Below are 23345 nucleotides of genomic sequence, written 5' to 3'. Positions count from 1 at the left end.
TTGAGCAAAAGAATCTTCTGGAAGCGCAAAAACTAGACAGCTCGTTCCGTATAGTGTGGGTAGCAATTTAACTACCAAAGATTAAGGGACGATATGACTTCACAGACCAAGAGCCGCACTGGTAAAGGCGAAGGCGAAGCTGTAGGCATCGCGCTGCTTGGTTTCGGCACCGTTGGTGCCGAGGTCTTCCGCCTGCTGGGGGAAAACGCTGATGCCTTTGCCCACCGCATTGGCGGTCCCGCAGAAATCCGGGGCGTCGCCGTGCAGAATAAAAATAAGCTGCGTCCTGGTGTGCCGAAGGATCTGCTCACCGACGATGCGAAGGCCCTAGTCATGCGCGACGACATCGACTTGGTTGTCGAGGTCATCGGCGGTATCGATTTCCCCCGCGAGCTCGTGCTGGCTGCGCTGAATGCTGGTAAGTCTGTGGTTACCGCGAACAAGGCGCTGGTGGCTGCTCATGCGGACGAGCTGGCAGAAGCTGCCGATAACGCTGGCGTGGACCTCTACTTCGAGGCTGCAGTGGCTGCCGCCATCCCGGTCGTGGGAATGCTTCGTCGTTCGCTCGCGGGCGACCAGATTCAACGCATTTCCGGCATTGTCAACGGCACCACCAACTTTATTTTGGACGCGATGGAGTCCACGGGTGCCTCCTACGCGGACGCGCTCGCTGAGGCCACGCGGCTAGGCTATGCCGAGGCCGATCCAACTGCCGATGTCGAGGGTCATGATGCCGCCTCGAAGGCGGCCATCCTCGCGTCTTTGGGCTTTCATACCCGCGTTACCTTCGATGATGTTTATTGCGAGGGCATTTCCAACATCACTGCTGAGGATATTTCCGCCGCACAGCAGGCAGGCTATTCCATCAAGCTGCTGGCCATCTGCGAGCGCCTGCGTGATGCGGAAGGCAATGAGTCCGTCAACGCGCGCGTGCACCCGACCTTGGTCCCTAAGGAGCACCCGCTGGCCTCCGTCAGCAAGTCCTATAACGCTATCTTCGTCGAGGCCGAGGCAGCTGGCTCCCTGATGTTCTACGGCAACGGTGCCGGCGGTAACCCGACGGCGTCTGCGGTGCTTGGCGACGTCGTCGGCGCCTCCCGCAACATCGTTCACGGCGGCCGTGCGCCGGGGGAGAACACCTACGCTAACCTGCCGATAGCAGACTTTGGTCAGGTATACACCCGCTATCACATCGATATGGAAGTCGTAGACCGCACAGGCGTGCTCTCTGCGATCTCCGCGCTATTTGCCAAGCACAACGTCTCCCTGCGCACTGTGCGCCAGGAAGACGGCGACGGAATCGCTCGCCTCATCGTGGTCACCCACACCGCGTTGGAGCATGAGATGCAGGGCATCGTCGAGGAGCTGGGCCAGCTTGATGATGTCAAGGCGGTCCACTCCGTTATTCGCTTGGACGGTGGCCAGCTGTGAGCACGGAGGTAGAGGTAGGTGTCAAGGCCACGGTAAAAGTCCCTGCTTCCTCAGCTAATCTGGGCCCCGGCTATGACACCCTCGGCATTGCGTTAAGCCTTTATGACACCGTCGAGGTTGAGGTCATCCCCGCTGGGCTGGAGGTAGAAATCTTCGGTGAGGGAGCAGAGGACTTGCCACGCGATGACTCTCATCTGGTAGTTAAAGCCATCCGTTCCGCGCTGAATGCGGCGGATGCTGCGGTGCCGGGTCTGCGCGTTACCTGCAATAACAACATCCCACAGTCGCGTGGTCTTGGTTCTTCGGCCGCCGCTGCCGTCGCCGGCGTTGCAGCGGGCAATGCCTTGGCAGGCTCACCGCTAAACAGCGATCAGCTAGTGCAGCTGTCTTCTGCTTTTGAAGGGCACCCCGATAACGCCGCGGCGTCCGTGCTAGGCAATGCCGTGGTCTCCTGGACCACAGTGCCGGTTGACGGCCGATCTTTGCCAGAATATCGCGCTGTCAGTGTGGATGTACACGAGTCCATCCAGGCCACAGCCTTGGTACCGGATTTCCATGCCTCCACCCAAGCCGTTCGCCGCGTCCTGCCTTCGCACGTGACGCACGGCGATGCTTCCTTCAACGTCTCGCGCACTGCCGTGCAGGTGGTCGCACTGCAAAAGTATCCGGAGCTGTTGTGGGAAGGCACCCGTGACAGGCTGCACCAGCCTTATCGTGCTGATGTGTTGCCTATTACCGCGGAATGGGTCAACCGTCTGCGCAACCGCGGCTATGCGGCCTACCTTTCAGGTGCGGGCCCTACCGCGATGGTGCTGCACACTGAGCCTATTGAGGAATCAATCTTGCAGGATGCGCGCGAAGCGGGCCTGCGAGTACTCCCACTGGAGGTTGCAGGCCCGGTCGAGGTCCATGCAGCGCGGGCTTAAGCAGTCTGCTTGACGTTTACGCAGCAGGTTCCGTTGCCTGACTTCGGAACCAGCGTAAGCGAGAGGTGCTCGCCGGAATCAGCTGCGACTTGTTCCAAGAAACCATCGTGGATAGCGCAGACGAACGGGGAGGGCTTGATGCCTGCCGCTACGAATGGGCAGGCATGCAGCTCCATGTCGGTCTGACCATTTTCTTCGAGCTCGGTAGTCGATGCAGTGGGGTCAAATCCCATATCGCGCATCTTGCGATATAGCGGGGTCAGCGCGTTGGCGGAGGGAAACTGGTCCTGGTGCGTTGAGGCAGCCCACTTGCGGCCAATTGCGCGTGCCTGTTCGTAGGCGTAATCGTTGAGCTCTTCCTTATCTGCCAACATCTCTGCCAAAACGCTAATGAGGGTGACGTATTCTTCTGCCACTGAGCGGTTATCAGGGATGCGCACCTGGAAAATCAGCGAAGGGCGTCCGCGGCCCTTGGCCGGTGCGGTAATAACGCGGACTGCGCCTACATGTACCAGCTCATCGAGGTGGCCGCGCGCGGTATTGACATGCATGTCCATGTCTTTGGCGATGTCCGCCGCGCGTGCTCCTTGCGGATATTCCTGCAGAACGTTTAAAACTTCTCGCTGTTTGGGTGACAGGCGTAGTGCTTCTGGGAAAAGTTCTGTGGAGGACCGCGGTGCATGGACGGGCATGTTTCTCCTCGAATAATTTATAAGGTTAATCGGTTGTTAATAATGACGATACAGCGCTGACCCGTAGAAAAGACAATGATAGAGGTGCGATATGTGCCACTACGTGCCGCGACGGTAATTTATTTAGTGCAGATCTCGCAGTAAACCGTCTCGCCCACGCTCAATGTTTTGGCTTGATCGATGCCAATCGCCGCCTCGACGTGTTGGCCGCTAAGGTCTAGCGCGGCGATTACACGGTCTAAGGAATGGGCACGAATATCCTTTATTTTCGCCTGCCACCTGCCCGACTCAGTGAGAGTTATCTCCTCCGGACTTAGCACAAAGCGAGTTGGCCCGGTGGTATCGGGGATCACGGCGCCTTGTTCGAGTCTTCCCTGGATAACCACCCTGCCGAGCAGCCTTGCGACGAAGTGATTGGGCGGGTTTTCTACGATCTCGTTTGTTGGAGCGTGGAGGAGAATCTTGCCGCGTTCTACCACTGCGACCTCGTCGGCCAGGCTCAAAAGGTCTAGCACATTATGGGTGACCATGACGGTGGTCCGGTCGTGGCTCGCCGCAGCTAGCAGCTTGCGCCATTGCGCAGCAGCTGCGGCGTCGACAGCAGCTAGCGGTTCATCCAACAATAAGATGGAAGGGCGTGCAGCCAGCGCGCGGACGAGGCCAGCTTGGGCAGCCTGGCCGCCCGAGAGATCGCGTGCTTTTATCTCCGCAATCTCGCTTAAGCCCGCCGCAGCAATCAATTCGGCAGTAGCGGCCTTATCGTGAGTGACCATAGTGATAGCCTCCGCGACCGTCGAGTGGGGCGGCAGCGCTGGCTTTTGCGTCAGCATCACGGCGTGGGACTCATCAGAGAGGCGACGCAGCAGTGTGGTCTTGCCGGCACCGTTGATGCCAACGACCGCCGTGGTGGCTGCTTCCTTGAAAGGCGCCAATTGGCCTGCGGCGGGCGGCAGGCTGAGTTGGCGCAGCTTGGCGACGTCGATGTCAGACTGCGCATGCGCCTGCGGCGAAGGCTCACGGTGTAGCAGCGATGGGATGCCCGCGCAGGCGAGACAGACCACAGCGAGGCCGATGAGAATCGCAGACAGCGCATAAGCGTTGTCCGCACTGACCTCGCGTTCTAGATAGATGCCGCTCGACATCGTGCGGGTGAGCCCCGGCATGGAACCGGCGAAGGTAATCGTGGTGCCAAACTCGCCGAGGCTGCGTGCAAAGGCGAGTGCTTCACCCGTGAAGATTGCCGGTGCGATGGTCGGCAGCATGACTTTGCGCCAGATGGCCCCGCGTGTCATGCCAACCCGGCGCGCGGACAGGGCCACTTCATGGTCGGTCTGGCGCAGCGCGGAGTCCACCGCCACCACTACGAAAGGAAGGGCGACGAAGGTTTGCGCCACGACGACGCCGGCGAAGGCGAAGGCGAAGTTTAGCTGCAAGGCATCCAAGAGTGGGGCCAAAAGGCCGCGGCGGCCCAACGCCGCGCTGAGCGCCAACCCTCCGACCACCGGCGGCATCGCCAGTGGCAAGTACACCAGCAGGCGCACCGCCTGGCCAATGCGGTTTTGCCCGTGCAACCAGATGGCTAGGCCGGTGCCGAAGAAGGTGGCAAGCAGTGCAGAAATAGCAGCCGAGGTTAGCGTGATGCGTAACAGGTCGTGGGTAGTTTCTTGAGAAAGCACCGTGCCAAGGCCCGTCCACGGAACGCGGGTGGCCAAAGCAAGTACTGGTACCGCGACGTATAAAACCGCCAAGGCGCCCGCCACGGCGAAAGGCCAGGGGGCGCGAGGTGGGGTGGTGCGCACATGCATGGAAAGCAGTTTAGTCGGCGGGCACGAAGCCATAGCGCGACCAGGTCTCGTCGAAGTCGTTAGCGAGCATGTCCAGCAACGAAGAGGCGGCATCCTGGTGCGGGCTGTTTTTGACTACGGCACCCAAGATTTGGTTGCGGAATTTCTCCGCGCCCTCGATGGGGATTACCTCCAGGTCAGGATTGGCTGCTGCATCGGTGGAGTATACCCATCCAGCATCCGCCTCGCCGCTGGCCACTTTGCCTACTACGTCGGCGACCTGGCCCTCTTTGGAATCGGCGCTCACGTGCAGGTGCTGATCTGCCATGATTTTATCGGCGATCGCCCCGCAGGGGACCGAAGGGTCGCAGCGCACGAAGTAGTCGGTCTCATCCAAGTCGTGGACGGAGTGGATATGCCCAGGATTGCCCGGCGGTACCACCATCACCATGGAGTTGGTGGCCAGTACGCGAGGCTGCTCGACATCGCCTGCGGCCACCGCCTTGTCCATGGTCTCCTGGGACGCGGTAAGGAGGACGTCGGCAGGCGCGCCTTGATGGATTTGTTCTACCAGGGAAGCAGAACCGCCATTGTTAATCAGCATGGGCGTGACGGCCTCAAGCTCGTGGTTGAGCACGCGCGTTGAAGAGGCGGCGAAGACGTTGAGCTTATCCCCGCCGCTTGCGCAACCGGTAAGCGCGCAACCGGTAAGCGCGCAGGCGGCTAGGGCAGCAAGGCAAATAGCAGCAGATTTTTTCATAATCACCAAATTTACGCACCTGCACGATTTCGAGTGAGAGATGGGGAGGGGAAGTCGCAGAAAACTGCTACGCCACGCGGGTGAACTTGATGTGGAAGTCCTGTGGTTGTTCCTTCTGGTATTCCAGCTCAAAGGACTCTTCGCGGGCTTCGATTTCTTTGAGCAGTGGCACTGGGTTGTGCGGTGCGATAAGGATCATTGCTTCGCCGACGTTGAGGGTGCCCAGCGCACCGTGGATAGCGCCGGGGCGCACGGCGTGTGGGATTTCGGAGGCGTTTAGGGTTGGCACTTCGCTTGCTTTGTGGGCATCAGTAATTGGCAGTTGCATGATGGTCCTTTCATTTGGTTTGAAGGCTTTGGTTTTCACCTTAGCGCCAATATTAGTACGATAAAACTCGTGAAAAATATTGCGCATCGTTTCGTGTTTCTGGCCTTTGCCGGAGCGGCGTTGCTCGTTGGTCTTTATGCGGGCGCGGCACTGCTGGGCGTCGCACCAACGTCCACAGCTGCACGTGCGCATGGACCGCTCATGGTTTTTGGCTTCGTCGGCGGAGCAATCGGCTTAGAGCGCGTAGTCGCTGTCAAGAAAACGTGGGCCTGGGCAGGGCCCATCTGCCACGTCGTGGCGGTGGTGAGCCTGCTAGTGGGCGCACCCCGGTTTGTCCCCGCCATCTTCTTTGCGTGGAGCTTCCTCATCCTCGGTGCAATTTATCTCGAGATTCATCGCCGGCAGCCCACGCTAGCCGTGCTCGTGCAGGCGGCGGGTGTTATCGGCGGCGTGGCGGCCAGCCTGTTGTGGGCCATGGCTGATTCCTTTGCCATGGCCATGCCGCTGTGCGTGCTGTACGTGGTGAGCACCATCATCGGAGAGCGCATGGAGCTTGCCCGCGTGACCATGGCCGGTACAAAAGCGGAAAACCTCATCACCGTGCTCGTTCTGGCGCTAGCAGCCGCCGGCGTCATCTTCGTCCTAGTCCCCGCGGTGGGCTACCGCTTGATGGGCCTTTTCCTCTTCGCGATTTCGGTGACCACCGTCCGCGTGGATGTGGCCAAGAATTTGGTGCACGGCACCGGCCTGCCGCGCTATTCCGCAGTCTGCATGCTGGCAGGTTACTTCTGGTTGGCGCTCGCCGGAGTCATCTGGCTGGCGTTCGGCCAAGCAACGGGCTTTGCCTATGACGCCTCGGTGCACACGGTCTTCCTGGGGTTTGTGATGTCGATGATTTTCGCACACGCGCCCATCATCCTGACCTCCGTCATTCGCAAGAAGCTGCCATATCGCACCGTGCTCTACCTGCCGGTCGCACTATTGCACGGCGGTCTTGTCCTGCGCATCGCCGCGGACGCACTCGCGCAAACAACTGTCTTCCGTGTGGGCGGCATGACTAACGTAATAGCAGTCTTGCTCTTTGTCTTAAGCGGTTTTATTTTGACCATGTGGGAGGCACATCGAGCACATCGCTGACGTTTCTTTGGCCGCACGCGGGCGCTGGCAGATGATTGCCGCCTGCGTCATCGGCTTCTGGGTAGTAGCTGGGATAGTCATCAACATCGCCAGCCACCTAGGCGCAAGCGTGGCGTGGTGGGACCTCATCCATCCCTTCACCATTGGTGCGATGACCACCGCCATCATCGTCTATTCCACGCACTTCACGGAGGCACTCACGCGCATGCAGGCCCGCGGGTACAAGGGCGTGGCCTGGCGCGTGGGGATTGTCCAGGTTGGCTTGGTACTGCTGCTCGTTGACCGCGCCGGGTTTGACTGGGGCCCGCTTTCCGACGCCGCATCGCTTCTTATCATCGCTACCTTCTGCTGGCATGGCTTCGATATCTACCGGGCGCTTCGGGGATCACTGGCCGGTTTATTCGCGGTGACGGTGCCTTTCTACATCGCGGCCGCAGCATTCGTGATTGTTTCCGTGTTGCTCGTGGTGCTAGCAGCCAATGGTGTGGGCAACTATTCACTTCTGGTAGCCGCCCACTCGCGGGGCATGGTCTGGGGCTTTGCCTGGCTGACCATCGTGGCAACCGTGGTCACGCTTTTGCCTACTTTGAGCGGCACCAAGATTGCCCCCGCCGCGCGGGCGCGCTGCACTAGGGCGCTCATCGTCCACTGCGTTGGCTTGGCGCTCGCGTTGGGCCTTAATTCTTTCGGGCTTAGCCGCGCAGCAGGTATGACACAGCTGCTGGTGGTGCTAGCGGCATTGCTCATCATCCAGCCCATCCTCGCCACGCTGCTGGCGGGCAAGCCACAGCTGACCACGGCGACGGTCTCGGTCGTCGCCGGACTGTTGTGGATGCTTAGCCTCTGCGCCGCCGACGCGGTCTGCGCCATTTTAGGGGTCTACCCACGCGTGGTGACGTTGCTGCTCATGCCAGCATTCGTAGGCGCAGGTCTCATGCAACTGGTTACGGGCGTGCTGCACCACTTGTTGCCCACCCTCGTCGGCGGCGGCCCGGCCAAGGTGACACTGGGCAGAAAGGTCGCTGATTACGGCGGATACGCCCGCTTGGTGCTTATCAACCTAGGTGCGATGTTGTGCTTGCTCGGGGCCGATATAGCCGGGCTTATCATGATGGGGCTTGGCCTTATCACCAACATCTTGGCCATCGCGGTGGCCGTTTCCAAACAGAAAAGACTGGAGAACTAAATGCTCAGCGTTTCTTCTAATCAACCTCAAAAGCCACCGGCTCAGAACAACTGGGCATCGTGGATTCTCATCGGCATCGCCCTGGCCGCGGTGATTGCTCTAGCGGTTTTCAATAGCACCTCCAAGGCACAACGGGCGTCGGAAAGCGAAGGCGTTGATGCCACCGTCGTTGAGGTTAGTGTGGAAGGCATGTCCTTCGTGCCTTCTTCCATCGATGTGCCAAAGGGCACCCACCTGGTGGTGAAGTTCACGAACACCGGAGATATGGTCCATGACCTGAAGATCGGCGACAACGAAACCGGCCGCGTCGAACCCGGCAAGACCGTCGAGCTAGACGCCGGCCTCATCGAGGAGACCACCCAGGGCTACTGCACCATCGCGGGGCATAAGGCGCAGGGCATGGTCTTTGACGTCAACGTCACCGACGCGCCTGCAGAAGGCGACGCCATGGCTGGCATGCACCATCACTCAGCTAGCCACCCAGACGTGCCCAGCGCTGCCGAGCGCACCCAGGAACGGGAGGGATTTAAGGCCTTCGATGCTGCGCTGCCGGCTGCAAAGGCAACCACGCACGAGGAAACCTGGACCATGACCGAGGACGAGGTCGAGGTAGCGCCAGGTGTAAAACAAACGCGGTGGCTATTCAACGGCCAAGCCCCAGGGCCAACCTTGCGCGGCAAGGTGGGCGATAAGTTCAAGATCACCATCAAGAACGAGGGAACCATGGGCCACTCCGTGGACTTCCACGCCGGCGAGGTCAACCCGGATGAGAACATGAAGACCATCGCGCCGGGCGAGTCCCTGACTTATGAGTTCACCGCGCACCGCTCCGGCATCTGGATGTATCACTGCTCCACGGCGCCGATGAGCCTGCACATTGCCAACGGCATGGCCGGCGCGGTGGTCATCGATCCGCCAGAGCTTGGCGACGCCGATGCGGAGTACGCAATGATTGCGGACGAAATCTTCCTGGGCGACGAAAATGGCGCCGACGCCGACCGCGTCTCAAACGGCGAGTACGACCTGATGGCGTTTAATTACTATCCGAATCAGTACGACCTTGAGCCGCTGCATGCCAAGGTGGGCGATAAGGTACGCATCTGGCTGCTCAACGTGGGCCCAGACCAGCCGTTGTCTTTCCACGTGGGGGGCGAGCAATTCGACACCGTCTACAAGGAAGGCGACTTCCTCATCAAGGACCTGGATGATGCCGGCTCTCAGGCCGTGGATCTCCTACCCGCGCAGGGTGGATTCGTGGAGATGACCTTCAATGAACCCGGCACCTATAGCTTTGTCAATCACATCATGACCTCGGCTGAAAAGGGCCAGCACGGAAAGATTGTGGTCTCGCGGTAGTCATTGCTCGGCGGCGCTCCCATTCGGCGAGTTCAGCCAAGGTATCGTAGTCCTCTTCCGCGCCTGTACCCGGCACCGCGATGAGGCGAGGGACTGCGTGCAACAGCCTGCGGGCTGACTTGTTGTGCAGGCAGTCGAAGGAATCTACCGCTTGGCGCAGGCCGTTGTAGTGCCATAGCGCGCACAGTGGCTGGATAAAATCGCCGCTTAAAGCCGCCGCTACCGAGGGAATCGAGCTTTGCGCTTCGCAGGCGGCGAGTTTTTCCAACAACTTTGGCAGCATTTGGGGCGAATCCGGCGCATCCACAGATAACACTGCGATATAGCGAAGTGGCGCTAAACTACGTGCTTCCAGGTTCTTCAGGCCTGCCGCGATGCCAGCTGCAGGCCCACCAAAAAGCGGATTTTCGCATACCTGCGGCAGGCCCAGCGGAAACGGGGAAACCACGCAGACCGGCGCGCCATAAGGAAGCTGCCTGCGCACGACGTCGACAAGCCTTTCGCCCCGCACACGCACCGAGCCCTTATCGAGCCCGCCCATCCTGGTGCCGTGGCCGCCTGCCAGGATGATGACTCCTAGCTCGTGCGGTTTGTAGTTCAGCATTGCTTAGGTTTTAGGAAGCTCGCGGCTCCAGTCGCCGGAACGGCCACCGGACTTTGCGGTGATCCCACAGCGGCGGATAAATGCGGAGCGGTCGACGCCTTTTACCATATCGATGATGGACAGCGCCGCAACGCTGACCGCGGTAAGCGCCTCCATCTCCACACCGGTGCGATCGGCGGTTCGCACCGTTGCCTCGATGAAGACGTGGTCGTCTCGGATTTCCAGATCGACCGAGCAACCATGCACGCCGATGGTGTGGGCGAGGGGAAGCAGTTCCGGGACCTTCTTGGCCGCCGAGATACCGGCGATGCGCGCGACCGCTAGCACGTCGCCCTTGGGAACCGTGCCGTCGCGAAGCGCAGAAAGAACATCAGGAGAACACGCGACCTCGCCTTGCGCGGTAGCGGAGCGGACGGTGGGCTGCTTTTCTGTCACATCCACCATGTAGGCGGAGCCGGAAGAATTGAGATGGGTAAATTTCATGGGGTCTAGTCTAATTAAGTCCTAATCGAGAATTAATAGACAACCACGCGGACTTCATCGCCAGCCTGAATTTCGGAGGTCACCTCAACCAGGCCGCACGTGCCGTGGAGCGAGGCCACAAAGTGGCTGCTCAACCCGCTGGCAAAGGGGTACGCCACGACGGCCTCGCCGAACTCCAAGCGCGTGGGCACAAATGCCGTGCCGTGCTTGTGCGCTATGGGGAAGGCCTCCCCGGCGCGCGCGACGATGGTGCGTCCGCTGCAGACCTTCGTGCGGGCAGGGCGCCCGCTCAAGGCCTCGAGGAAAGGCGAAACATAAAGGTGGTAGGAAACAAACGCCGCTACGGGATTGCCCGGCAGGGAGATAACTGGCAAACCTCCATAGAGGGAAAAACCTTGCGGCGTGCCCGGCTTTTGCTTGACCCCGCCGAACCAAGCCTCACAGTCCTCTGCGGCCTGAAGCGCGGTCTGCGTGACGTCGAAGGCACCGGCGGAAACACCGCCCGTCGTGATTACAACCTCGTGGGAATAAAACAGCTGCTCAATCGTCTCGCGCAGCTGCTCCGGGGAGTCGGAAGAGCGCATGTGCGTTACCACCGCATGCGGGATGGTGGAGCGAATCAGCGACTCGATCATCGGCCCATTCGAATCGGGCAACTGGCCCGGCTCGAGGCTCGAGCCCTCGACCAGTTCGTCGCCGGAGGAGACCACGCCTACGAGAACGGGGCGGTAGACGCGAACATGCGTGATGCCAGCCGAAATCAGCGCGGCAATAAGGCCGGCATCGACCACGGTACCCGGCTTGGCGATGGTCGCGCCCTCCCGAACGTTTTCTCCCTTAGGGCGGATGTGCGTGCGCCTTGGCGTCTCGTTGATGGTGACCTCACTCGGCAGCTCGTGTGGGCCGGCTGGAATATCGGTCAACTCCACCGGGACTACGACTAGGCCATCGTTGTCCTCCGGAACCGGCGCGCCGGTCATGATGCGCACCGCCTTGCCCGCTGGCACCTCCTTGGGTGCTTGGCCCGCCGGAACGTCGCCTGCGACGGGCAAACGCGCAGGCAGCTCAACCAGATCCTTTAGGTGTACCAAGAAACCATCCATCGCAGAGTTGCTAAAAGGCGGCACCGCTAGGCGCGCAGCGACGTCTTCTGCAATAACGCGGCCCAGAAGTGTCTCGTTGACTGGCTGGGCTTCCGGAAATACCTCTACCGGCACCGGCCGGGCGTGAGACATTATCGCCTCGAAGTGTTCTTGTGGGGTGCGCATGCTTTTCAACCTAGTTCCTTAGCCTTTAGCCACCGATTGCTGCCATCAAACGATCCGGCTGCAAGAAACCCTCGTCATTCACGCCGTGGCCGGGCAGCTTCGCCCACATTTCTGCGGCCCAGGCCTCCATGAGCTCTTCATCGCTGGCGCCCGCGCGCATGAGGTCGCGAAGAGAGGTCTCCGAATTACCGAATAGGCAATTGCGCACCGCACCGTCAGTTGTCAGGCGCGTGCGATCGCAGGAACCACAAAAGGAGCGGGTGACTGAGGCGATGACGCCGATTTGTCCTATCTCGTGGCCTCCGCGATAGACATTCCACAGTGATGCCGGGGCAGAGCCGCGCGGCTCATCAGCGGGGGAGAGCTCGAAGGACTCGCCGAGGCGGGCCAAGATATCGTCCGCGGTCACCATATCCTCGCGCCGCCACTTATCGCGCGGGCCCAGCGGCATCTGCTCGATAAAACGCAGCTGTGCGCCTGCCTCAATGCAGTATTCCGTCAGCGGGATAATAGAATCCTCATTAATGCCCGGCATCACTACCGCATTGACCTTGACTGGGTGCAGCCCGGCGCGGGTCGCGGCTTCGATGGCTGTGAAGACATCCTGGATGCGGTCGCGCCGGGTTAGCCGGGCATAAAGCTCGCGGTCGGTGGTATCGAGCGAGATGTTCACGCGGTCGAGGCCTGCTTCCACCAATCCATCGATACGCCGGTCGAGGCCCAAGCCGTTCGTGGTCAGTGCGGTAGACGGTGATTTACCTTCGTCGGTGCGCAATTGCTTAGTAGCAGCGACAATCTTCTCCAAAGACTTGCGCAGGAGCGGTTCGCCGCCGGTGAAACGTACCTGGCGGATGCCTAGCTTTTCGACGCCGATGCGGATAAGGCGGATCGTTTCCTCATCGCTCAAGGTTTCTGCGGTGGGAAACCACTCGAGCCCTTCGGCCGGCATGCAATACGTGCAGCGGAGATTGCAGCGATCAGTAAGCGAAACGCGCAGGTCGCGGGCCCTGCGGCCGTATTTGTCTAGAAGCGGATAAGTCATTGTCGTCCTAGTCTATAAGGAGAGCGGTCTTATCCATATTAACCCGGAAATATTCGCGTTTAATCCGGGGGCTAATCACGGGGCGGGAAATGCTGCGGCAAGTCATCCAGACGCTGTGACTCGCCAGGGCCTTTCAATCGAATGATGTTGTATTCGCCTTCAGCCAAGTGTGAACGCAGGTCCTTCTTATCGAACTTGCCCACCGAGGTTTTGTCGATGTGCTTTACGAAGGTCCAGTACTCCGGCAGCATCCACGAAGGCAGCTCCTTGCGCATACCCTCGCGGATGCGCTCGGCGGTTTCGATTGTCGGAGAAAACCCTGGTGCCAACACCGTTACCGCCAGAGGGCGTTCCACCCACTGTTTATCCGGATAACCGATGACGGCGGCTTCCACGACGACGGGGTTAGCCATGATGAGGTTTTCGAGCTGGACGGAATAGATCCACTCGCCGCCAGAGCGGATGACGTCGCGGGCGCGGTCTTCGACGGTCAAGAAGCCGTCTTCCGTTACCGAGCCGACGTCGCCAGTGCGCAGCCAGCCATCCGCGGTGAATTTGGATTCGGCATCCTCGACTTGCTTGCCGCGGAACTCGTCGGCACTACCGCCCGGTTCAGAAGTGGGCGAGTGGTAGTAGGAGCCGGTAACGAGGTTGCCGCGGACCTGGATCTCGCCGGCATTGCGGTCGGACTTGGGCACGACGACGCCGTCATTGACCACACGGTATTGCAAGGAGGCCGGGAAGCGTCCTTGGGATATGCGGTATGCCCAGCGGGTATCGCCATCAGCACCCTGGGGCGGGCGGGCCACCGTGCCCACCGTTGTGGTTTCCACCATGCCCCACACGTGCACGACGTCGACGCCGTAGCGCTCCTCCCACATTTTGATCAGCTGCGGCGGGACGGGGGAGCCGCCGGCGAAGATCTCGGTCAGCGTCATACGGTTTGGGGGATTTTTGAGATAGTGCGCGAAAAGCTGAATCCAAATGGTGGGTACGCCATGCGCCACGCGGGGCGAGGTGGCGGCGATGATGCTAGCAAGCGTCGGTGCCGATACGTCGGCGTCGGGAAGCACTAGTGGCGTGCCCGTCATAAAGGCGGCAAAGGGAACGCCCCAGCTGAGCACGTGATAAATCGGGATGCAGCACAGGAAGGTCTCGCCGTGGGTAACGCACAGCGAATCGGAGGCGCGCAACTGCATGCTCTCCAGGTAGAGCGCGCGGTGGGAATAGACCACGCCTTTGGGCGCGCCAGTGGTGCCGGTGGAATAGCACAAGGCGGCCGACGTCCGCTCGTCTAGCTCAGGCCAGTTGTACTCGGTAGGGCGGCCGTCGAGTAGCGCCTCATAGGAATAGACCTCGATGCCAGCGCCAAACTTGCCCAGGTAGTCGGCGGGATCGGTTAGACCAATGAGAACCACCGCACGCACGGTTTTTACGCCGTTTAAGACCTTAGCCAGCTGATCTTTTAAGCGCGGATCGGCAACTACAATTTCCGCTTCGGAGTGGTTAATGATGTGGCGAATCTGATCATTCATTAACTGCTTGTTTAGCGGGGTGAAAATAGCACCCTTGCAGGCACTGGCGAACATGACCTCTAGGTGTTCAGCACAGTTCCACATGAAAGATGCCACGCGCTGGTCCCCAGTAATGCCCAACTCATCATGCAATGCGTGCGCGAATGCGGCCGCGCGTGCGCCGATGGCGGCGAAGTCGGTGGTTTCCGGCTCGCTATGGTTGCGCCACGTGGTCACCTGCGTCTGCCCATGCACCGTCGATCCGTATTCCAGGATGCGGGTCAGGGACAGGGGGATATCCTGCATGGTAGAAAGCATGAGTCCTACTTTAGCGGTGTCACTTCCGGCGCGGGATGCTAATACGGTATAGTGGCTCGTGACTGACGCGGTCTAGCCCGAATTTTAGGAAAGCTCCCGCGTAACCGAGTATTGCAGAAGCGCCGCAGAGCGTTTCTTTTTCTCGCTCGCAGTCGCCTTCTATCAATTCTCCTCCGTGACATTCCTTTTCCCAGAGGAGAGGCCTAGATATCTCACCGCCCGCGGCTTCCCGCTTGTGGCGGCATGCACCATAAAAATACAGATTGGCTTCCAGCGCTTAAGCCGGACTGCAGGCGAAAAGCATTTAGACGCTGGTGAAGCGACGAAAGGATATCCGTGAGCAATACGGACAAAGCCGCAGCACAGGATTACGCATCCATGAAGCTGCCGGAACTGCGCAAGCTGGCTGCAGAGCGCGGCCTGCGCGGCATCTCGGGTCTGCGCAAGGGCGATCTGATCACCGCCCTGAGCACTGGCCAGGTACCTGCGAAGGCGGAAAAGGCGGAAAAGCGACAGCGCCGCACACGTAAGCCTGCTGAAGAGAAGCCGGCAAAGGCTGAGGATAACGCCAAGGATAGTGGCGAAGACAAGGCTCAAGAAAAGGCCCAAGAAAAGGGTGAGAAGAACGAGGAACAGCGCTACGAGTCGCGCTCCCAGGCTCGCCGTGCCCGCCGCAACCGCGCCCGCCGCCAGGAGCGCGAGAACGCCGAGGCAAAGCAGGAGGGCGCTAAGGAAGAGGCTAAGGAGTCGAACAGGGAGTCGAACAAGGAATCAAACAAGGATTCCGAGAACTCTAACGACAATCGCGATAACAATAACCGTGACAACCGTGATAACGGTGAGCGCAACCGCGGCAACCGCAACCGCCGCCATGATGACGATGACAACAACGGTGGCGGCCGCCGCAACCGCCGCAACCGCCGCAACCGCGGTGGTAATGACAACAACGGTGGCGGCAACGATCTCCAGATCCGCGAGGGCGATGAAGTCCAGGCAGTAGGCGGTATCCTCGAGGTCGTCGACAACAACGTGGCTTTCTTGCGCACCACTGGTTACCGCGCGGCAAGCTCTGACGTCTTTGTCAACAACAACTTGGTCCGGCGCTTGGGCCTGCGCTCTGGCGACGCCGTGACCGGCCAGGTCAAGGTCTCTGGCCCAACTCATACCCACGGCAATGGCCGTAATCGCCGCAAGTACAACCAGTTGGTGCAGGTTGACACGGTAAACGGCATGGAGCCAGCAGCGGCACAGGACCGTCCTCACTTCTCCAAGCTGACCCCGCTGTACCCGAACCAGCGTCTGCGCCTGGAAACGGATCCGAAGATCCTGACCACCCGCGTTATCGACCTCATCATGCCTATCGGCAAGGGCCAGCGTGCGCTGATTGTTTCCCCGCCGAAGGCCGGTAAGACCACCATTTTGCAGAACATCGCCAACGCGATTTCCGCAAATAACCCAGAGTGCTACCTCATGGTCGTCCTAGTAGACGAGCGCCCAGAAGAGGTCACCGACATGCAGCGCAGCGTCAAGGGTGAGGTCATTGCCTCTACCTTCGACCGCCCGCCATCAGAGCACACCTCCGTTGCCGAGTTGGCCATCGAGCGCGCGAAGCGCTTGGTGGAGCAGGGCAAGGACGTCGTGGTTCTCTTGGACTCGATTACCCGCCTGGGCCGTGCTTACAACAACTCCTCCCCAGCATCCGGCCGCATCCTCTCCGGTGGTGTGGATTCCAATGCGCTCTACCCACCGAAGCGCTTCCTGGGTGCTGCCCGCAATATCGAAAACGGCGGTTCCCTTACCATCATCGCCACCGCGATGGTGGAGACCGGCTCCACCGGTGACACGGTCATCTTCGAGGAGTTCAAGGGCACCGGCAACGCCGAGCTCAAGCTCGACCGCGCCATTTCCGAGCGTCGCATCTTCCCGGCCGTGGACGTTAACCCATCCGGAACCCGCAAGGACGAGCTGCTGCTCGTTCCGGAGGAAGCGCGCATCATGACCAAGCTGCGTCGCATCCTTTCTGGTTTGGATTCCTTCGCCGCTATCGACTTGCTCATCAAGCAGCTGAAGAAGACCCGCTCCAACGGCGAGTTCTTGATGCAGGTGGCAAGCTCGGCGCCGATGGTCGCTGACAAGGAAGCTGAGGATTACATCTAATGGCTAATCAAGTTTCCCTCGTAGACGACATTGTCTCCGAGTACCAGGGCATCGAGATGCAGATGGGCGATCCTGAGGTCGCTGGCGATCAGACGATGTTCCGTAAGCTGTCTAAGCGCTATGCCGAGCTGCGTCCAATCGTCGCGGTCAACAATGAGCTAGAGCAGGCTCGTCAGGGCCTCGAAGATGCCAAGGAAATGGCCTACGAGGACCATGACTTCCAGGACGAAGTCGACCGCCTCGAGCCGCTCGTCGTTGAACTGGAGGAAAAGCTCGCTGACCTACTCGCTCCACGTGACGAGCACGACTCCGAAGACATCATTATGGAGATCAAGGCTGGCGCCGGCGGCGAGGAGGCCGCATTGTTCGCAGGCGATCTCGCGCGAATGTACGAGCGTTATGCCGACAAAGCTGGTTTCCAGTGGGAGGTCTTGGGCCTCAACGAGTCCGACTTGGGCGGCGTGAAGGACATGTCCATCTCGTTTAAGTCCAAGACCCCGTCTCGCGACGGCGCTTGGTCCGTATTCAAGTTCGAGGGCGGCGTCCACCGCGTCCAGCGCGTTCCGGTGACCGAGTCTCAGGGCCGCATCCAGACCTCAGCTGCCGGCGTGCTGGTTTACCCGGAGCCGGATGAGGTCGAATCCGTCAACATCGACGAAAAGGACCTGCGCATTGACGTCTACCGCTCGTCCGGTAAGGGCGGCCAGGGCGTTAACACCACTGACTCCGCAGTCCGCATTACCCACCTGCCGACTGGCCTGGTGGTCACCTGCCAGAAGGAACGTTCCCAGATTCAGAACAAGGCCCGCGCACTGCAGGTGCTGCAGGCACGCCTGGATCAGATCGAGCGCGAAGCCCGTGAGGCTGAGGCAGGGGAGCAACGTGCATCCCAGGTGCGCACCTTGGACCGCTCCGAGCGTATCCGCACCTATAACTGGCCGGAAAACCGCATCACTGATCACCGCATCGGCTACAAGGCGAATAACCTGGATTCCGTTCTCAACGGCGATATGCAGGATCTGATCACCGCTTTGCAGACTCAAGAGCGCGCCGAGCGCTTGGAGGCGGAAGACTAGAGGTGGATACCTACGCAATGGCGCTTCGCGATGCCGCGGAGCGCTTTCGCGCATCTGGAGTACCTAGCCCGGAGTGGGACGCACGAGTGCTTGCCGCCGAGCTCATTGGTTGTGGGCATATGGACATCCCGCTGGATGCCCAACCGATTCCCGGCTTTGCCATCGCCTATGAGGGCTGGGTCGCACGCCGTGAGGCTCGCGAACCGCTGCAGCATATTCTGGGCACGGCGTGGTTTGGTCCGCTCGAGCTCAAGGTAGGTCCGGGCGTGTTTATTCCACGCCCAGAAACGGAAGTCCTGGCGGATTGGGGAGTGCGGGTGCTTCGCGACGTCGCCAAGCCCCGCGTTGTCGACTTGTGTACCGGCAGCGGGGCACTGGCCGCCTATGTAAACCACGAGCGGCCGGACGCGGATGTTTTCGCGGTCGAGCTTTCTGAAGATGCGCTGCCTTTTGCCCGCAGCAATCTTGTCCAAGACGTGCATCTGGTCCACGGCGATGCAACAGACTTCTCGCTTCTGGCCGAACTCGACGGCTCCGTGGATCTCGTGCTCACGAATCCGCCTTATGTTCCGGAGACGCCAGACCTAGAGCCCGAGGTCTACCGCGACCCCCACATGGCGGTCTTCGGCGGCGCCGATGGCATGGAGGTCATCGACCGCCTCGTGCCTCGCATTGCGAAGTTACTGCGTCCCGGCGGGAAAGTGGGCATCGAGCACGACGATGCCACGAGCGAGGCCGTGCAAGTTGCGTTGCTGAATTCTGGGCGATTCCACGAAGTCGCAGTGCTGCGAGACCTAACAGGTACCGCGCGTTTTGTAACTGCTATTAAAAGTGCAACCGCCACGCCTGCGGGAGTACAGTAGGTTGGTCTGAACACACGAAGTGAGGAAAGAATGCAGGGAAAGATTTATAACTGTGCCGATAAGGCGGAGCGTGAAGAAGGCCTAGCCATCGCGGTCAAAGCAGCAAAGTCTGGCCGCCTCGTCGTGATGCCTACTGACACGTTGTACGGCCTCGGCTGTGACGCCTTCGACAACGACGCTGTGGCCAGCCTCCTTGCAACCAAGCAGCGTGGCCCCGATATGCCCGTTCCGGTCCTCGTGGGGTCTTGGGACACCATCCGCGGTCTCGTCGCGGAGTACACCGATACTGCGCGAGCACTCGTCGAGGCTTTTTGGCCCGGTGGACTTTCCATCGTGGTCCCGCAGGCGCCTTCCTTGCCGTGGAACTTGGGAGATACCCGCGGGACGGTGATGTTGCGCATGCCGCTGCATCCTATTGCCATCGAGCTTCTGCGCGAGGTTGGCCCAATGGCTGTGTCCTCCGCGAATATTTCCGGCCACCAGCCACCGACCAGCGCGCTGGCTGCAAAGCAGCAGCTTGGTAAAGCCGTTACCGTTTACTTGGACGGTGGTGAGACTGCCGTTGGCAAGCCTTCCACCATCATCGATCTCTCCGGTGAGCACCCATACCTGCTGCGTGAGGGCGCGCTTTCTGCCGAAGAAATCGCTGAGGTCATTGGCGTGAGCGCCGAGTCGCTGCGCACTCGCCCTACTGCCTAGACAAAAGGAGATTGTGTGAGTGGCACCGGTGTACCGCTGCGCGAGCTAGCGCTTGTCATTTTGGTTGCAGCGACCTTTACCTACCTCGCCACGGGCTTGGTACGTAGCTTCCTCGTCCGCACTGGGCGGGTAGCAGAGATTCGCCTGCGCGATTCGCATTCCCAGCCCACCCCGCAGATGGGTGGCGTGGCAATGTTTACCGGTTTCGGCGCCTCAGTCTTCCTAGCCGCCCAGCTTCCAGCCTTGACTCGCGGTTTCATGCCCGTGACCCCTGAGATGAATGCCGTGGTTTGGGCGGCGCTGGCCATCGTGCTCGTGGGCGTCATCGACGACGCCCTCGAACTGGGTGCGATAGTGAAGTTGGTCGGCCAATTGCTCGCCGCTGGAATCATGAGCGGCCTTGGCCTTACATGGACGCTTCTGTTTATTCCATTTGGCGGCGGAACTACGGTGTTGCTCGATCAAATCCAGGGCACACTCTTGACAACCTTCTTTACGGTGCTGCTCATTAACGCAATGAACTTTGTGGACGGCCTTGATGGTCTCGCCGCCGGCTTAGGGCTTATTGCAGGCGGCGCCATATTGATCTTTTCCCTCACGGTTCTGCATGACCAGGGTGGGGCAGTCTCTGCCTATCCGCCGGCGATCATCTCTGCCGCGTTGGTCGGTATCTGTGCAGGCTTCCTGCCGCACAATTTTGAGCCTTCGCGCATCTTTATGGGCGACAGTGGATCGATGCTTATTGGTCTCCTGCTGGCCGCAGCTTCTACCTCTGCTTCCGGCAAGATCAACATGTCGCTGTATGGCACCGTTGACATGGTGGCGCTCGCATCGCCTTTCATTGTGGTCGCCGCAGCTGTGTTTATTCCAGTCTTGGACCTTGTCTGGGCGGTTATTCGCCGCCTTTCGCAGGGCCGATCGCCCTTTTCTGCCGATAAGGCGCACATTCATCACCGCCTACTTTCGCTCGGCCATACCCACCGCCGCACTGTCTTGGTGCTATACCTGTGGGTCTCGGCGGTAGCTTTCGGCGCGGTGTCCTTTTCCATCGTCCCGTGGCCCGTTGCAGTCGCCCTTACCGCCATCGCGCTGGGGGTGGCATTCGGCGTCACGCTCATTCCTCTGCGCCGGGGCAAGCTTGGCCCAAGTAAACGGGCTACCACGGTGGTGGCGCATACCGATCCCGCCTAGGAGTCTCGGGCTGTCGTAGTGCGGTAGGCTTTTGGCCTATGACTGATCCGATGACAAACGCGGCAATAAACAACGTGGATGACTTTGACGACCCAGTTTTGCCGCTCAAGCGTGCACTGCGCTTCGGTTCGATTGCGCTGGTGGCCATCACGATTATCTCGCTCGCCGTTTGGGGTGGCATGCGTGGAATGCCGGGGATTTGGGGAGTGCTCGTCGGTGCCGGCATCGGCGGCGGTTTTGTCCTGCTGACGGTTCTTTCCGTGCTTGCCGCATCGAAGACTAGCCCCACCAACACGATCATCGTCGTTATGGGTAGCTGGCTCATCAAACTGCTGGTGCTGATTGTCATCCTCGCGGTCATCCGCGACATGGACTTCTACGATAAGATGGCGCTCTTTGTCACCGTAGTGATGGCCCTTATCGCAACGCTGGGCACCGAGGCCTGGGGCGTCGTCAGCGCCCGCGTCTCTTATGTGCATTAGCCACCCTGAAGAAGGGCGGCGGGGATAAAACACGAGCCCTTTAGTCTTAATTTCCTTGGGGGAAGATGTGGAAAGGGTGTTAATTCCACCCCCGAGGTGGTGTACAAAAACCGTTTGTGACAAAGGCCATACGGGGGCTTTTGCCTAGTCATGGGCGCTATTTCAGCCAAAAAATCGCCCGCGAGCTACGGGTGCCAACCCGTGCCTACCCTGGTACACGTGAATGAGGCCCTGAACTGATATTATTTCTCGCGGGTTACCACGGGACCGAGATTTTTGCATTGGATCCCGCGCGGTCAATCCCTGTCACTTCTTCGAAGATGTGCGACGGAGTCCGAAGTCGTGGCAGAGAGCTTGAGACGTCCATCGCACCGTCCGCAAAGTTATTTTGCGGCGGCCCTAACACGGGAGAGAACGCTGAGCGTTACAACATTGGCCATGAAAGGGCACTTCCACGCGCCTGATCTGGGTGAAGAATTCTTCCCGGGGCAAGTAGATGCTGACCATCTGTTCTTCGGCGACTTTGCCGACGGATGGTTCGCGCTTGATCGCCTTATGCTGGTGCGCATCTTGATGACGCTGGTATTGGTGGTTCTTTTCATGCTGGCCTTCAAGAACCCGAAGCTGGTTCCGAAGGGTCTGCAGAACGTCGGCGAAAATGCGGTCGATTTCGTCCGTATCCACATCGCCGAAGATATTTTGGGTACTAAGGAGGCCAAGCGATTCCTTCCGGTAATCGCGACGATCTTCTTCGCAGTCCTGTTTATGAATGTGCCGACCATCATCCCGGGACTCAACGTCTCGCCGAATGGTCGTATCGGCATGCCTATCGTCCTTGCAGTCGTGTCGTACATCGCAATGATTTACGCCGGCGCAAAGCGCTATGGCTTCGGCAAGTTCATCAAGTCCTCGGTGGTTATTCCTAACCTGCCGCCGGCTTTGCACTTGCTCGTTGTGCCGATCGAGTTCTTCTCGACCTTCATTCTGCGACCAGTTACCCTCGCCATTCGTCTCATGGCGAACTTCTTGGCAGGACACATCATTCTGGTCCTTCTCTTCTCTGCTTCGAACTTCTTCTTCTGGCAGCTGAACGGTTGGACGGCACTGTCCGGTTTGACCATTGTTCTGGGACTGGCTTTCAGCCTGTTCGAGCTCCTGGTCATCTTCCTGCAGGCCTACATCTTCGCGCTTTTGACGGCGGTGTACATCGAACTGTCCCTGCACGCGGATTCGCACTAAGGACGAGGTCGACGAGCGCGACCGAGAATAATCTCAACTTCACAGAAACTATCTCCCTGTCCGTAAACCTGCGGGCAGGACATACGAAAGGGAACGACTTTCACCATGAACGAAATCATTCTTGCACAGGATGCTGCCGCTAACCTCGACAGCCTGAAGGCTGTTGGCTACGGCCTCGCCGCAATCGGCCCTGGTATCGGTATCGGCATCGTTGCCGGCAAGACCGTTGAGGCTATGGCACGCCAGCCTGAAATGGCCGGCCAGCTGCGTACCACCATGTTCCTGGGTATCGCCTTCACCGAGGCTCTTGCACTTATCGGCCTCGTTGCAGGCTTCCTGTTCTAAAAAGTTCGCGTTTTCCTAAACCAACCTTTTAAGACTGGAGACCACATGAACAACGTCTTTTATACGCTTGCGGCGGGGGAGGAGAACCCGGGTTCCGGCAGCTTCTCCGTTCTTCTGCCCAAGAACTATGACATTTTCTGGTCTTTGATCTGTTTCGTTGTCATCTTGATTTTGTTCTGGAAGTTCGTTCTTCCGGCATACAACAAGATGCTCCAGGAGCGCGAGGACCGCATCGAGGGCGGCATGAAGCGTGCTGAGGCTCAGCAGGCTGAAGCTAAGGCTGCTCTCGAGAAGTACAACGCACAGCTTGCTGACGCACGTGCAGAAGCTGCAGAGATCCGCGAGCAGGCGCGCGAGCGCGGCAAGCAGATCGAGGCTGAGGCTAAGACCCAGGCTGAGGAAGAATCCCGCCGCATTGTCGCCTCTGGCGAGAAGCAGCTGGAAGCTTCCCGTGCACAGGTCAT

At 59.7% G+C, this 23345-nt stretch carries 23 protein-coding genes; 14 read left to right on the top strand and 9 right to left on the bottom strand.

Annotated elements, in window-relative coordinates; translation table 11 throughout:
* Nucleotides 1-93: 93 nt before the first annotated feature.
* Both HMPREF2724_RS08145 and thrB read left to right on the top strand, forming a co-directional pair.
* The gene (locus tag HMPREF2724_RS08145; protein ID WP_070456186.1) at nt 94-1431 is read left to right on the top strand and encodes a homoserine dehydrogenase; all 1338 of its coding nucleotides are present in this window, start codon (nt 94-96) and stop codon (nt 1429-1431) included.
* Nucleotides 1428-2357, top strand: coding sequence for a homoserine kinase (gene thrB, locus HMPREF2724_RS08140; protein WP_070432833.1), 930 nt, complete (start codon nt 1428-1430; stop codon nt 2355-2357). The genes HMPREF2724_RS08145 and thrB overlap by 4 nt, the downstream gene beginning before the upstream one ends.
* Here the strand turns inward: thrB and HMPREF2724_RS08135 are convergent.
* From HMPREF2724_RS08135 to HMPREF2724_RS08120, 4 genes are all read right to left on the bottom strand, one after another.
* Complete coding sequence (locus tag HMPREF2724_RS08135) at nt 2354-3049, bottom strand: helix-turn-helix transcriptional regulator (protein WP_070588155.1); 696 nt, start codon at nt 3047-3049, stop codon at nt 2354-2356. The genes thrB and HMPREF2724_RS08135 overlap by 4 nt on opposite strands.
* A gap of 119 nt (nt 3050-3168) precedes the next feature.
* Nucleotides 3169-4854 (bottom strand): ATP-binding cassette domain-containing protein, encoded by a 1686-nt coding sequence (locus HMPREF2724_RS08130; protein WP_070456184.1) that lies wholly within the window; start codon nt 4852-4854, stop codon nt 3169-3171.
* Between the two features lie 10 nt (nt 4855-4864).
* Entirely contained in the window at nt 4865-5593 is a 729-nt protein-coding gene (modA, locus tag HMPREF2724_RS08125; protein ID WP_070588190.1) for a molybdate ABC transporter substrate-binding protein, read from the bottom strand.
* Nucleotides 5594-5660: 67 nt separating this feature from the next.
* Complete coding sequence (locus HMPREF2724_RS08120) at nt 5661-5921, bottom strand: DUF2249 domain-containing protein (RefSeq protein WP_070588153.1); 261 nt, start codon at nt 5919-5921, stop codon at nt 5661-5663.
* 69 nt (nt 5922-5990) lie between these two features.
* Here HMPREF2724_RS08120 and HMPREF2724_RS08115 point away from each other — a divergent pair, with 69 nt between their 5' ends.
* Genes HMPREF2724_RS08115 through HMPREF2724_RS08105 form a run of 3 tightly spaced genes read left to right on the top strand, consistent with a single transcriptional unit; the run spans nt 5991 to nt 9600 of the window.
* Nucleotides 5991-7058, top strand: coding sequence for a hypothetical protein (locus HMPREF2724_RS08115; RefSeq protein WP_235591034.1), 1068 nt, complete (start codon nt 5991-5993; stop codon nt 7056-7058).
* Nucleotides 7059-7089: 31 nt separating this feature from the next.
* The gene (locus tag HMPREF2724_RS08110; protein WP_070588149.1) at nt 7090-8244 is read left to right on the top strand and encodes a beta-carotene 15,15'-monooxygenase; all 1155 of its coding nucleotides are present in this window, start codon (nt 7090-7092) and stop codon (nt 8242-8244) included.
* Nucleotides 8245-9600, top strand: coding sequence for a multicopper oxidase domain-containing protein (locus tag HMPREF2724_RS08105; RefSeq protein WP_070588147.1), 1356 nt, complete (start codon nt 8245-8247; stop codon nt 9598-9600).
* On the opposite strand, the gene HMPREF2724_RS08100 is transcribed toward HMPREF2724_RS08105, so the two are convergent.
* The 5 genes from HMPREF2724_RS08100 to HMPREF2724_RS08080 all read right to left on the bottom strand — a co-directional run bounded on the left by HMPREF2724_RS08100 (nt 9548) and on the right by HMPREF2724_RS08080 (nt 14829).
* A complete protein-coding gene (locus HMPREF2724_RS08100; protein WP_070588145.1) occupies nt 9548-10204 on the bottom strand; it encodes a molybdenum cofactor guanylyltransferase in 657 nt (218 codons plus the stop codon). The two genes, HMPREF2724_RS08105 and HMPREF2724_RS08100, sit on opposite strands and share 53 nt — an antisense overlap.
* A gap of 3 nt (nt 10205-10207) precedes the next feature.
* Nucleotides 10208-10687, bottom strand: a complete 480-nt coding sequence (gene moaC / locus HMPREF2724_RS08095) for a cyclic pyranopterin monophosphate synthase MoaC (RefSeq protein WP_070498315.1) — start codon at nt 10685-10687, stop codon at nt 10208-10210.
* A gap of 32 nt (nt 10688-10719) precedes the next feature.
* A complete protein-coding gene (locus tag HMPREF2724_RS08090) occupies nt 10720-11955 on the bottom strand; it encodes a molybdopterin molybdotransferase MoeA (RefSeq protein ID WP_070498317.1) in 1236 nt (411 codons plus the stop codon).
* A gap of 25 nt (nt 11956-11980) precedes the next feature.
* Nucleotides 11981-12997, bottom strand: a complete 1017-nt coding sequence (moaA, locus tag HMPREF2724_RS08085; protein WP_062035322.1) for a GTP 3',8-cyclase MoaA — start codon at nt 12995-12997, stop codon at nt 11981-11983.
* Nucleotides 12998-13068: 71 nt separating this feature from the next.
* Nucleotides 13069-14829 (bottom strand): long-chain fatty-acid--CoA ligase, encoded by a 1761-nt coding sequence (locus HMPREF2724_RS08080; protein WP_070498320.1) that lies wholly within the window; start codon nt 14827-14829, stop codon nt 13069-13071.
* Nucleotides 14830-15165: 336 nt separating this feature from the next.
* Between HMPREF2724_RS08080 and rho the strand changes: the two genes are divergently transcribed.
* The 9 genes from rho to HMPREF2724_RS08035 form a co-directional block, all read left to right on the top strand.
* Complete coding sequence (gene rho / locus HMPREF2724_RS08075; protein ID WP_070588138.1) at nt 15166-16986, top strand: transcription termination factor Rho; 1821 nt, start codon at nt 15166-15168, stop codon at nt 16984-16986.
* Nucleotides 16986-18062, top strand: a complete 1077-nt coding sequence (gene prfA / locus HMPREF2724_RS08070; RefSeq protein ID WP_070588137.1) for a peptide chain release factor 1 — start codon at nt 16986-16988, stop codon at nt 18060-18062. Before rho ends, prfA begins: the two co-directional genes overlap by 1 nt.
* Nucleotides 18063-18079: 17 nt before the next feature.
* Nucleotides 18080-18925: a peptide chain release factor N(5)-glutamine methyltransferase gene (gene prmC, locus HMPREF2724_RS08065; protein WP_070588187.1), complete on the top strand. Its 846-nt coding sequence runs from the start codon at nt 18080-18082 to the stop codon at nt 18923-18925.
* Between the two features lie 30 nt (nt 18926-18955).
* Nucleotides 18956-19624 carry an L-threonylcarbamoyladenylate synthase gene (locus HMPREF2724_RS08060; RefSeq protein WP_070588136.1) on the top strand — a complete coding sequence of 223 codons (669 nt, stop codon included), beginning with the start codon at nt 18956-18958 and terminating at the stop codon, nt 19622-19624.
* A 15-nt stretch (nt 19625-19639) separates the two neighbouring features.
* Nucleotides 19640-20815 (top strand): MraY family glycosyltransferase, encoded by a 1176-nt coding sequence (locus tag HMPREF2724_RS08055; RefSeq protein ID WP_061921960.1) that lies wholly within the window; start codon nt 19640-19642, stop codon nt 20813-20815.
* A 38-nt stretch (nt 20816-20853) separates the two neighbouring features.
* Nucleotides 20854-21297, top strand: a complete 444-nt coding sequence (locus HMPREF2724_RS08050) for a Cg1360 family ATP-synthase-associated protein (RefSeq protein ID WP_061921962.1) — start codon at nt 20854-20856, stop codon at nt 21295-21297.
* A 438-nt stretch (nt 21298-21735) separates the two neighbouring features.
* Entirely contained in the window at nt 21736-22536 is an 801-nt protein-coding gene (gene atpB, locus HMPREF2724_RS08045; protein WP_061921965.1) for a F0F1 ATP synthase subunit A, read from the top strand.
* 105 nt (nt 22537-22641) lie between these two features.
* Nucleotides 22642-22881, top strand: a complete 240-nt coding sequence (locus HMPREF2724_RS08040; RefSeq protein WP_005532052.1) for an ATP synthase F0 subunit C — start codon at nt 22642-22644, stop codon at nt 22879-22881.
* A 45-nt stretch (nt 22882-22926) separates the two neighbouring features.
* On the top strand, nt 22927-23345 hold a 419-nt coding region (locus HMPREF2724_RS08035), incomplete at its 3' end, for a F0F1 ATP synthase subunit B (protein ID WP_070588132.1).

The organism is Corynebacterium sp. HMSC071F07 (assembly GCF_001810285.1).
Lineage (GTDB): Bacteria > Actinomycetota > Actinomycetes > Mycobacteriales > Mycobacteriaceae > Corynebacterium > Corynebacterium simulans.
Note: the sequence above shows the minus strand (reverse complement) of the source record. Positions and strands in the feature narration are given on the sequence as shown.